Genomic DNA, 10,133 nt, shown 5'->3' with positions numbered 1-10,133 from the left:
CCCTTTCAGGGCCGCGGCCTTTCTGCGAAAGGCCGCTATCCTCCGGCGCTTTCAGAGCCCCCTTCCAAAGGAAGGGGGCTCTGGCACTACGTCATGCAGCACTGGTGACACAAAAGTAAGTCCCGTAACGCTGACTTCATAATCATTGCCGCGTAGCGGCAATCCACAACCCTCGGAGGCGGAGCCGCCGTCAAACCTGAGAACCTTTTGAACCCTCACGCCGTAGGCGTGTCTAAAGGCCGGTCAAACCTAAGAACCTTTTCAGCCACAACCCTCGGCCTCTTCAGCCTACCTCTCTTGGTACTGATGCACCACCTTCCCCCCCCCGCAGACAGCGGGACTATAAGTAGAAGAATCTCTTTTCATAACACTCACTTTTTATTAAAATATCCCTTGCATTCGAGGCGCCTGTTTGTTATAATAGCAAAGAATTATCTATGTATTTGAAATGAGGTGCAACAAGTGAAGAAGGGAATCCATCCGGATTATCATCCAGTCGTTTTCCGTGACATCGGTGCTGACTACTCTTTCCTGACCCGTTCTACAGCTACTTCCAACCAGACTGTGAAATGGGAAGATGGCAATGAATATCCGCTGATCAATATTGATATCAGCAGCAAATCCCATCCGTTCTATACAGGACAGCAGCGTTTCGGAAAGGCTCGCGGCCGTATCGAAAAGTTCAACAAACGTTACGGAAAAACATCCGACTAAGAAACAGGGCGAAGGCCCTGTTTTTTACTGCCCATTTTTACCCTGTGATATACTTATAACTATATACACATAATAAATGGAATTTTCAAATAAAGGAGCAAACAGATGCAGACGAGTAAACTGGAGGGCATGGAAGCCCGGTATGTGACTTTGGAGGACCAGCTCAGCGACCCCTCTGTCATTGCGGATCAGAATAAATGGCGGGCCCTGTCCAAGGAGCATGCAGAGCTGGGGGACATTGTGGCCAAGTACAGAGAGTACAAGGAAGCAGATCAGGCGGTGAAGGATGCAAAGGACATTCTGGAAGACAAATCCCAGGCTGATCTTCACGAGCTGGCCAAGGAAGATCTGAAGGAAAATGAGAAGAAAAAGGAAGAGCTTGATCTGGAAATCCATAAAATGCTTATTCCCAAGGACCCCAATGACGGCAAGAATGTTATCCTTGAAATCCGCGCCGGTACCGGTGGGGAAGAGGCTGCTCTCTTTGCTGCAGACCTTTTGAAGATGTATATCAAGTTTGCAGAAAGAAAAGGCTGGAAACTGGAAATCGCCAATGCCAATGAAACGGACCTGGGCGGTTTCAAGGAAGTAACCTGCACCATCGAAGGAAAGAATGCCTATTCCATCCTGAAATTTGAAAGCGGTGTGCACCGGGTGCAGCGTATTCCGGAGACGGAAAGCCAGGGCCGGGTTCATACCTCAGCCGTTACCGTGGCAGTGCTTCCGGAAGCGGAAGATGTGGACATCGATATTAAGAGGGAAGACCTTCGCATCGATGTATACCGTTCCTCCGGCGCCGGCGGACAGCATATCAATAAGACTTCCTCTGCCATCCGCATTACCCATCTACCCACAGGTATGGTGGTCACCTGCCAGAACGAAAGAAGCCAGAGACAGAACAAGGAAAAGGCTCTGCAGATTCTGAAATCCCGGCTCTACGACCAGGCCCTCCGTGCGTCCATCAGCAAGGAAGCGGCAGACAGGAAGAGCCAGGTGGGATCCGGTGACCGGTCTGAACGCATCCGCACCTATAATTACCCCCAGGGAAGGGTGACGGACCACCGCGTGAACATGAGTATTTACCAGCTGGACGATTTCATGAACGGAAACATGGACCCCATCCTGGACCGCCTCATGGAAGAAGACCTGGCCAGAAGAATGAAAGAAGGGGAAGCCAATGGCCGGTAATACCATCTGGACCATTAAAAAACTGCTTACCTGGACCACCCATTATTTCCAGCAGCACCATCTGGACTCTCCCCGGCTGGATGCGGAACTCCTGCTGGCCCATGTACTTCATAAGCAGAGAATCTATTTATACACGGACTTTGACCTGATCGTAGAACCGTCGGAACTGGCTCAGTACAGGGAATATATCAGGAAAAGAGTGAGCGGCATTTCCACCGCCGCCATTATCGGAGAAAAGGAATTCATGGGACTGACCTTCCATGTGAATGAAAAGGTTCTTATTCCCCGTCCCGATACGGAAACCTGGCTGGAAAAGGTCATCCAGTACCACAGAAATGAACCGGGTCTCAAAGTGGCGGATCTCGGTACCGGCAGCGGAGCCATCCTTTTAAGCTTCCTCTATTACTGCAAGGAAGATACCGGTGTCGGTGTGGATATTTCTCCCGATGCCCTCAAAGTGGCGGAAGAAAACGGAAAGAATCTGAAGCTTGATGACCGCGTTGTTTTCCGGAAAGGAGACTACCTCACCGCCCTGGAAGAAGGGGAAATGTTTGACGGCATCCTGACCAATCCGCCCTACATCCCTTCCGCTGACATAGGGAGACTGGCAGAGGAAGTGCGTCATGAACCTGTGCTGGCCCTGAACGGCGGGAAAGACGGCCTTGACTTCTACAGGAAACTGGCGGAAACGGCGGCAGACCACCTGAAGGACGGCGGCTTCCTGGCGGCGGAGTTCGGCATTCATCAGGCAGAGAGTGTGGTGAACCTTCTGAAGGAATCCGGGGAATTTGACTCCTTTGAAGTGATACAAGATTATGGCGGTATTGAAAGAGCTGTATACTGCAGAAAGAAGGGAAAAGAATGAAGACGGAAATCGTACCGGTAGATGAAAACTATTTCACTGAAAAAGTTTTTGAACTGGGGAAAATCATCCGGGAAGGGGGACTTGTTTCTTTTCCCACGGAAACGGTCTATGGCCTCGGTGCCAACGCACTTGACGCAGAAGCAGCCAGAAAAACCTATGCAGCCAAAGGCAGGCCCTCAGACAATCCCCTTATTGTCCATGTAGCAGATAAAGATGAAGTGGCCCGGTATGTGAAAGAAGTGACACCGCTGGAAGAAAAGCTTATGGATGCCTTCTGGCCGGGACCTTTGACCATCGTATTTCCAAAGAAAGACATTATCCCCAGGGAAACTTCCGGCGGCCTTGACACCATTGCCATCCGCTGCCCTGCCAATGAGGCTGCCAGAGCCCTCATCCGCGCAGCCGGCGTACCTGTCTCCGGCCCCAGCGCCAACATTTCTACCAGGCCCAGCCCTACCACTGCAGAAGACGTGTACCATGACATGGAGGGACGCATTGACGCCATTATTGACGACGGTCCCTGCCGCATCGGCGTGGAATCCACAGTCATAGGCATTGAAAATGAAGAAATCGTGATTTACCGCCCCGGCGGCATTACCCTGGAAATGCTCTCCACCTTTGCTCCCGCCAGAGTGGACAGCGCTCTCACCACCGGCAGCGCCCATCCAAAAGCGCCGGGCATGAAGTACAGGCACTACGCCCCCTCATCGCCGCTCACCGTGTATACAGGAAATCGGGAAGAAGTGGAAAAGGAAATCTTATCCTTTGCCCATAAAAAAGATAAAACCTACGGATTCTTCGTAAGCCGTGAAATCGCAGACAAACTGGACAAAAACCTTCCTGTCTTCGTATGGGGCAGCCGGGACAGCCAGGAAAGCTTCGCCCATAACCTTTTCTCCGGCCTTCTCTACTTCAATAAACATCCAGTCGACCAGATCATCGGAGAAGGCACCGACACCAAAGGCCTGGGACTCGCCATCATGAACCGCCTTACCAAAGCGTCGGGGTACCATATTGTGGTAGAGAAGAAAGGAAAGAACTGAGAAGGCTCCGCTTCATCATTTCGACCGTAGGAGAGCGGAAAATGTACTGCAGCCGGTGAGCTGGTGGGCTGGTAAAAAACATACAACTGCCCTGGCGGGCGATGGAAAAGCGGCACCCCCTTTGGTGGCTGCGCCACCACCTTTCCCCCGCTAAGTTCGGTCGGGCGGCCCAAAGGAAAGCGCCTTAATGGGCAGGCTAGGCGCCTTACTTCGCCCGACTTGCACATCCTATGCAGGATGTGCACAGTGTCCCTATGGACGCTCAGCATTGTGCCACATGACTCTGCAGGAAAGCGTAGAGCGGTTTATTCTGCCCCCTGAATAGCGGTGGGACAATAAAATGGGGGGAATAAACTTTTCCCCCGCCCCTTGCAACACAACCTTCTACACAACCTGCGGCGTCAGCCGTGCCCCCTCTGAACACTCATGCCGCAGGTGGGATACACTTACTAATCTATTTGGTTTCCTTTACAGCCCTGTCAATTCTGCTGTACAATATGTCCGTATGGAAGTTCCATTGTTTATGGAAAGGATGAGCCCTATGAAGATTGCTATTGCCAGTGATCATGGCGGATTTGAACTGAAGGCTTCTTTGAAGAAGCATCTTGATGAAGAAAAAATCGAATACATTGACTGCGGCACCGATTCTACGGAATCCTGTGACTATCCGGACTTTGCAGAAAAGGCCTGCCGTCTGGTGCAGAAGGGGGAAGTGACCTATGCCTGCCTCATCTGTGGTACCGGCATCGGTATGTGCATTGCTGCTAATAAGATGAAAGGCATCCGAGCAGCCCTCTGCGGCGATACTTTTTCCGCCCATTTCACCAGAGCCCACAATGATGCCAATGTCATTACCATGGGCGCCCGGGTCATCGGACCGGGGCTGGCAGAGTTTATTCTTGACGAATTCCTGAAGACCCCCTTTGAGGGAGGCCGCCATGCCAGAAGAATCGGCAAGATTGCTAAAATAGAAGAGGAAGAGTCCCATGTATGAGGATTTGAAGAAAGAGGCAAAAGAGGCCTTCGAAGAGCTTGTGGCCCAGTCCCATTTCCGGGAAGGCAGCCTCATCGTTATCGGCGGCTCCTCCAGTGAAATCCGGGGCGGCCGCATCGGGAAGGATAGTTCCTACGAAGTAGGGACAGCAGTGGTGGAAACCCTCCTGGAAGAAGCGAAGAAATACCACCTTCGCCTGGCCTTCCAGTGCTGCGAGCATTTGAACCGTGCCCTGATTATGGAAAGAGAAACGGCTGAAAAATTCGGCTATGAAGAAGTGACAGTGGTACCCTGGCTTCACGGCGGCGGCGCTTTTGCCACCAACGCCTACTACCATTTCAAAGATCCTGTGGCAGTAGAAGAAATCAGAGCCGATGGGGGACTGGACATCGGTCTTACGTTGATCGGCATGCACCTCAAGCGGGTGGCAGTGCCGGTACATCTGACCCATAACAGGGTAGGGGAAGCCATCGTTACCGGCGCCCGTACCAGACCGCCTTTGATCGGAGGAGAAAGAGCCCGCTACAAAAAGGATGACAACCGGGGCGCTTTCTGATATAATTTCATAAGACAGTAAAAGACTCAATGAAGAGGTTTGAAGCGGGGAGATATGTCCCTGTTTTAAGCCTCTTCTTCTTTTATGACAGTGCCAGGGGTATGGTACAATGAAGCTGTTGATACCTGAAAAAATTTCAGTTATCTATAGATTTGGGATTTTGCCGCAGCAAACGGCAGGTTGTGCAGGAAGGGAGTTTATTCAATGAACCATTTAAAAGATGACAAGCCGGTATATGAAGCCATTCAGGAAGAACTGAACAGACAGAGAAACAAACTGGAAATGATTGCTTCCGAAAATATTGTCAGCTACGCAGTGATGGAAGCCCAGGGCAGCGTGCTTACCAATAAGTACGCCGAAGGCTATCCGGGCAAAAGATACTACGGCGGCTGCGAATTTGTAGATAAAGTGGAACAGCTGGCCATTGACCGGGCCAAAGAACTTTTCGGCGCTGAACATGTAAATGTACAGCCCCATTCCGGCTCCCAGGCCAACTTTGCCGTATACTACGGTCTCCTCAAACCGGGAGACACCATGATGGGCATGAACCTCACCGATGGAGGACACCTGTCCCACGGCAGCCCCGTCAATATTTCCGGCAACTATTTCAACGTAGTTCCCTATGGCGTTCGTAAGGACGACGAACTCCTGGACTATGAAGCCATGGAAAAAACAGCCAAAGAAGTACAGCCGAAACTGATTATCGGCGGCACCAGCGCCTACTCCAGAATCATTGATTTCGAAAGAATGGCAGCCATTGCCCACGAAGTAGGAGCCCTCTTCATGGTAGACATGGCCCACTTTGCAGGCCTCGTAGCCGGCGGTGAATATCCAAGCCCGGTGCCCTATGCAGATATTGTAACCACCACCACCCACAAGACCCTCCGCGGACCCAGAGGCGGTATCATCATGTGCCGTGAAAAATACGCCAAAGCCATCGACAAGGCCGTATTCCCCGGCATGCAGGGCGGCCCCCTTATGCACGTCATTGCAGCCAAGGCCGTAGCCTTCGGCGAAGACCTCACCGACGACTTCAAGCAGTATGCAAAGCAGATCAAGAAGAATGAAAAAGTCCTCTCCGATGAACTGCAGAAACAGGGCATCCGCGTTGTTTCCGGCGGCACTGACACCCACGTCCTCCTGGCCGACATGAAAGCCATCGGCATTACCGGCAAAGTGGCTCAGAACGTACTGGATGAAATCGGCATCACCGCCAACAGAAACACCATCCCCTTCGAAACACTTTCCCCATTCGTTACCAGCGGTATCCGCCTCGGCTCCCCGGCCCTGACCACCAGAGGCCTGAAAGAAGACGACTTCAAAGAAGTAGCCGACATCATCGCCACCGTGGTCAAGAACCCTGAAGACGCTGCCATCAAAGCTGCCTGCGCAGACAGAGTAGCAGCCCTCTGCAGGAAATATCCGCTTTACGAAGATTTATAATCTGACTGATAAAAAACTCCCCTTAGGGGAGTTTTTTATTATGGCTGTATATATTTTGGAGTCGGTGAATGGTAAAGACGATAGAAATTTGAAGATAAAAGACAGATTGTTTTTTGGCCGGCACCAGGTCTGCCTGAGATCGAGATGGAGGACTCTCGTATCGTCATTTCGATCCTGCGGAAGCGCTGTTTAAATCACTGTCTGCTTTTATTCTTAAAACTTTATGGAATGCAGGGAATGGGAAAGGGGAATAGGGAGCTGTTTAAGGAGTCTCATGACAAAGCAGTGCGTAAAATTTCTTATAAAAACAGACTCTATGAATTCATCAGTGTATCCTTAAGGCGTTCACTTTCTGTGCCGGCTATATTCACATAGCAGCCAGGCTCAGAAGTGCTGCAGGGCTTCTGCCTTCCAAAGGCAGGAGGCTATAGCACTACGTCATGCAGCACAGGTGACACAAGAGGGTAGAACGTAACGCAGGCTCCTTCCACTGGAAGGAGCTGGGCGAAGCCCTGAGGAACACCGAAAATGCGATGAAATGCTGTTTCCTCATATCAGGCCCCTGCGGGGCCTCGGCTTTTCTTTGAAAAGTCTGCTATCATCCGGCGCCTACGGCGCCACCTTCTTCCAGAGGAAGAAGGCTAATGCTCTTCGTCACGCAGCGCTGGAGACACAAAGGGTAATCCCGTAACGTAAGGCTCCTTCCTTTGGAAGGAGCTGCCCGATAGGGCTGAGGATAGGCCTTTGCGAAGCAAAGGCGCCGCCGAAGGCGGCTTTTCACGGAGATTCACATTAGGCCCCTTTGGGGCCTCGGCCTTTCTGCGAAAGGCCTGCTATCCTCCGTCGCCTGCGGCGACACCCCCTTCCAAAGGAAGGGGGCTAAAATCTGCGGCAAAGCCGCCACCACAACCCTCGGACCCAAGGGCCCGTCAAACTTAAGAATCTTTCTACCCAACCCACTGAACTCAGGCCATAGCAGCCCCTTCAAAAAGAAAAATAAAAAATCTCTTGACAAATCTTCTCTCATTGTGTATCCTATTACTTGTAACCGATGTCGGGACGTAGCTCAGTTTGGTAGAGCGCTACCTTGGGGTGGTAGAGGTCGCATGTTCGAATCATGTCGTTCCGACCACTTTTTTTATTTATACATATTTATAAAATTCTATTTGTTGCGTAAAGTGAGGTCTTTCCTTTGAACAGAGTCAAATCGGTGATGCTGCTGACACTGCTCAGCGTGATTCTCATGGCAATCGGCGGTGTAGTAGGCGGCAGGAGCGGTGCTTTCACCATGCTTCTGATTTCCTTCGCCATGAATTTTTATACCTACTGGAATTGTGACAAGATGGCCCTTCGGGCCTACAATGCCCAGCCTTTGTCGGAGTCCGACGTGCCGGAGCTGTACCAGCTGGTGCGGGAGCTGACGGAGAAGGCCCATATGCCCATGCCGCGGCTTTATGTGATTCCTACAGATGTACCCAATGCTTTTGCTACAGGGAGAAATGAAAACCATGCAGCTGTGGCGGTGACGGAAGGCATTCTTTCCATGCTGGACAGAGATGAATTGGCAGGAGTTTTAAGTCATGAGTTGTCACATATCCGTCATCGTGATACACTGATAATGACGCTGGCTGCTTCTATTGCAACAGCTATCAGCTACATTGCCAATGCAGCCCAGTGGCTTGCCATTTTCGGCGGTGCCAGGGACGAGGAGGGGAGGAGTTCCAACCCCATCGCCCTTCTGGTGACCATCGTGGTGGCGCCTCTGGCGGCGACTCTGATCCAGCTGGCCCTGTCCCGTTCCCGGGAATTCATGGCGGACGCTTCAGGGGCAGCGATTTCAGGCAAACCTCTGGCTCTGGCCAGTGCGCTTTTGAAATTGGACGCCTATGCCCATCATAAGGTGATGGCTGATGCGACACCGGCTACCAGTGGGCTTTTCATTATCAACCCCCTGGCCGGCGCAGGCGGCGTGGCAAATCTGTTTTCTACGCATCCTTCTACGGAGGAGCGGGTGGAAAAGCTGCGTGAAATCGCAGCACAAATGCATTCTTTTTAAGGAGGGTCATATTTATGGCTGACATTCAGAAAACTCTTGTACTTGTAAAACCGGACGGCGTGAAGAAACACATCTGCGGCGAAGTGATTTCCCGTTTCGAAAGAAAAGGTCTTTCCATCCACGCAATCAAAATGATCAACGTTCCTGTTGAACTGGCTGAAGAACATTATGCTGAACACAAAGGCAAAGGCTTCTTCAAGGCTCTCATCGATTTCATCACCTCCGGCCCCGTTCTGGCTATGGTTATCGAAGGGGAAAACGCTGTAGCAGCAGTTCGTCAGATCAACGGCGCAACCAATCCTCTGGAAGCTGTACCGGGATCCATCCGCGGAGATTTCGCTACCTCCATCGATGAAAACGTGGTTCACGCTTCCGATGCTCCGGAAACAGCAGCAAGAGAAATCGCTCTCTGGTTCCCTGAATTAAAGAAATAAGGTGACTGTCATGGCAAAGGTATATACACGTACAGGAGATAAAGGGAAGACCAGCCTTTTTACCAATGAAAGGGTATCCAAAGGCAGTCTTCGCGTTGAAGCTTATGGTACGGTGGACGAAGCTGACTCCGTTCTGGGTCAGGCCCGTGCTTTTGCAGTTCATGACAATGTTAAGGGAACGATTTTCAAGCTGCAGAAGGAACTGTGGCTCCTCATGGCTGATGTGGCCAGCATGGGCAAGGAACCGAACATTACACCGGAACACGTGACCAACCTGGAACACATCATCGACCAGTACACCGAAGAACTGGCTCCCCTGGATCACTTCCTGGTACCGGGAGACACCCAGAGCGAAAGCTTCCTGGATGTGGCCAGAGCCGTGGTTCGCCGCGCTGAAAGATGCATGTGGCGTCTGGCGGAAACGGAAGATGTGCATGAAGTGGATATCCGCTATCTGAACCGTCTCTCCGATCTCTGCTTCACCCTGGCCCGCTATGAAGCGGAAGTGAAATAATTCGCTCCCTGATTGGAAAGGAGCTATTCATGTGATTGAATAGCTCCTTTTTTTATTTTATAATGGCGGAAGAGACGCCTTTAGGAACACGCCCTGCAGGCGTGCAGCCGCGGAGCGGCTGGGATCGAAGATCAGGATTGAGGATCGGGGGCCGCCTGACGTCGCAGATCTAGTAGCTGGTGGCTGGTGGGACGGCTATCAGCTATCGGCTATCGGTCTTGGCGGGCGCCCTTAAATAATGAAGGGCGCCAGTATAAATAAAACCGATTTAGTGGGCTAGATAATATGAAGTGACCTCACATTTGTAGCATCGTGGATTTACCTGT

At 51.5% G+C, this 10,133-nt stretch carries 10 protein-coding genes and 1 tRNA gene; all 11 read left to right on the top strand.

The features are described from left to right. Positions 1 to 462: 462 nt before the first annotated feature. A complete protein-coding gene (locus Q0482_RS02820; RefSeq protein WP_008858969.1) occupies positions 463 to 714 on the top strand; it encodes a type B 50S ribosomal protein L31 in 252 nt (83 codons plus the stop codon). Between the two features lie 105 nt (positions 715 to 819). Beyond that, positions 820 to 1,902 carry a peptide chain release factor 1 gene (gene prfA / locus Q0482_RS02815; protein ID WP_299143113.1) on the top strand — a complete coding sequence of 361 codons (1,083 nt, stop codon included), beginning with the start codon at positions 820 to 822 and terminating at the stop codon, positions 1,900 to 1,902. Then, on the top strand, positions 1,892 to 2,767 hold the full coding sequence (prmC, locus tag Q0482_RS02810; protein WP_299143110.1) for a peptide chain release factor N(5)-glutamine methyltransferase: 876 nt from the start codon (positions 1,892 to 1,894) through the stop codon (positions 2,765 to 2,767). The genes prfA and prmC overlap by 11 nt, the downstream gene beginning before the upstream one ends. Then, positions 2,764 to 3,810, top strand: a complete 1,047-nt coding sequence (locus Q0482_RS02805; protein ID WP_299143107.1) for an L-threonylcarbamoyladenylate synthase — start codon at positions 2,764 to 2,766, stop codon at positions 3,808 to 3,810. Before prmC ends, Q0482_RS02805 begins: the two co-directional genes overlap by 4 nt. Positions 3,811 to 4,351: 541 nt before the next feature. Continuing rightward, entirely contained in the window at positions 4,352 to 4,804 is a 453-nt protein-coding gene (gene rpiB / locus Q0482_RS02800) for a ribose 5-phosphate isomerase B (protein WP_291056834.1), read from the top strand. Further along, positions 4,797 to 5,360, top strand: a complete 564-nt coding sequence (locus Q0482_RS02795) for a TIGR01440 family protein (RefSeq protein WP_299143100.1) — start codon at positions 4,797 to 4,799, stop codon at positions 5,358 to 5,360. Before rpiB ends, Q0482_RS02795 begins: the two co-directional genes overlap by 8 nt. Before the next feature lie 204 nt (positions 5,361 to 5,564). Continuing rightward, positions 5,565 to 6,803 (top strand): serine hydroxymethyltransferase, encoded by a 1,239-nt coding sequence (gene glyA / locus Q0482_RS02790; protein ID WP_299143097.1) that lies wholly within the window; start codon positions 5,565 to 5,567, stop codon positions 6,801 to 6,803. A 1,055-nt stretch (positions 6,804 to 7,858) separates the two neighbouring features. Further along, positions 7,859 to 7,935, top strand: a tRNA-Pro gene (locus Q0482_RS02785). A gap of 60 nt (positions 7,936 to 7,995) precedes the next feature. Beyond that, complete coding sequence (gene htpX, locus Q0482_RS02780) at positions 7,996 to 8,859, top strand: zinc metalloprotease HtpX (protein ID WP_299143094.1); 864 nt, start codon at positions 7,996 to 7,998, stop codon at positions 8,857 to 8,859. Between the two features lie 14 nt (positions 8,860 to 8,873). Continuing rightward, positions 8,874 to 9,293, top strand: coding sequence for a nucleoside-diphosphate kinase (gene ndk, locus Q0482_RS02775; protein WP_008858987.1), 420 nt, complete (start codon positions 8,874 to 8,876; stop codon positions 9,291 to 9,293). Positions 9,294 to 9,303: 10 nt separating this feature from the next. Further along, on the top strand, positions 9,304 to 9,807 hold the full coding sequence (locus Q0482_RS02770; protein WP_299143091.1) for a cob(I)yrinic acid a,c-diamide adenosyltransferase: 504 nt from the start codon (positions 9,304 to 9,306) through the stop codon (positions 9,805 to 9,807). Positions 9,808 to 10,133 lie beyond the last annotated feature (326 nt).

This window comes from uncultured Dialister sp. (genome assembly GCF_937959425.1).
GTDB lineage: Bacteria > Bacillota > Negativicutes > Veillonellales > Dialisteraceae > Dialister.
Note: the sequence above shows the minus strand (reverse complement) of the source record. Positions and strands in the feature narration are given on the sequence as shown.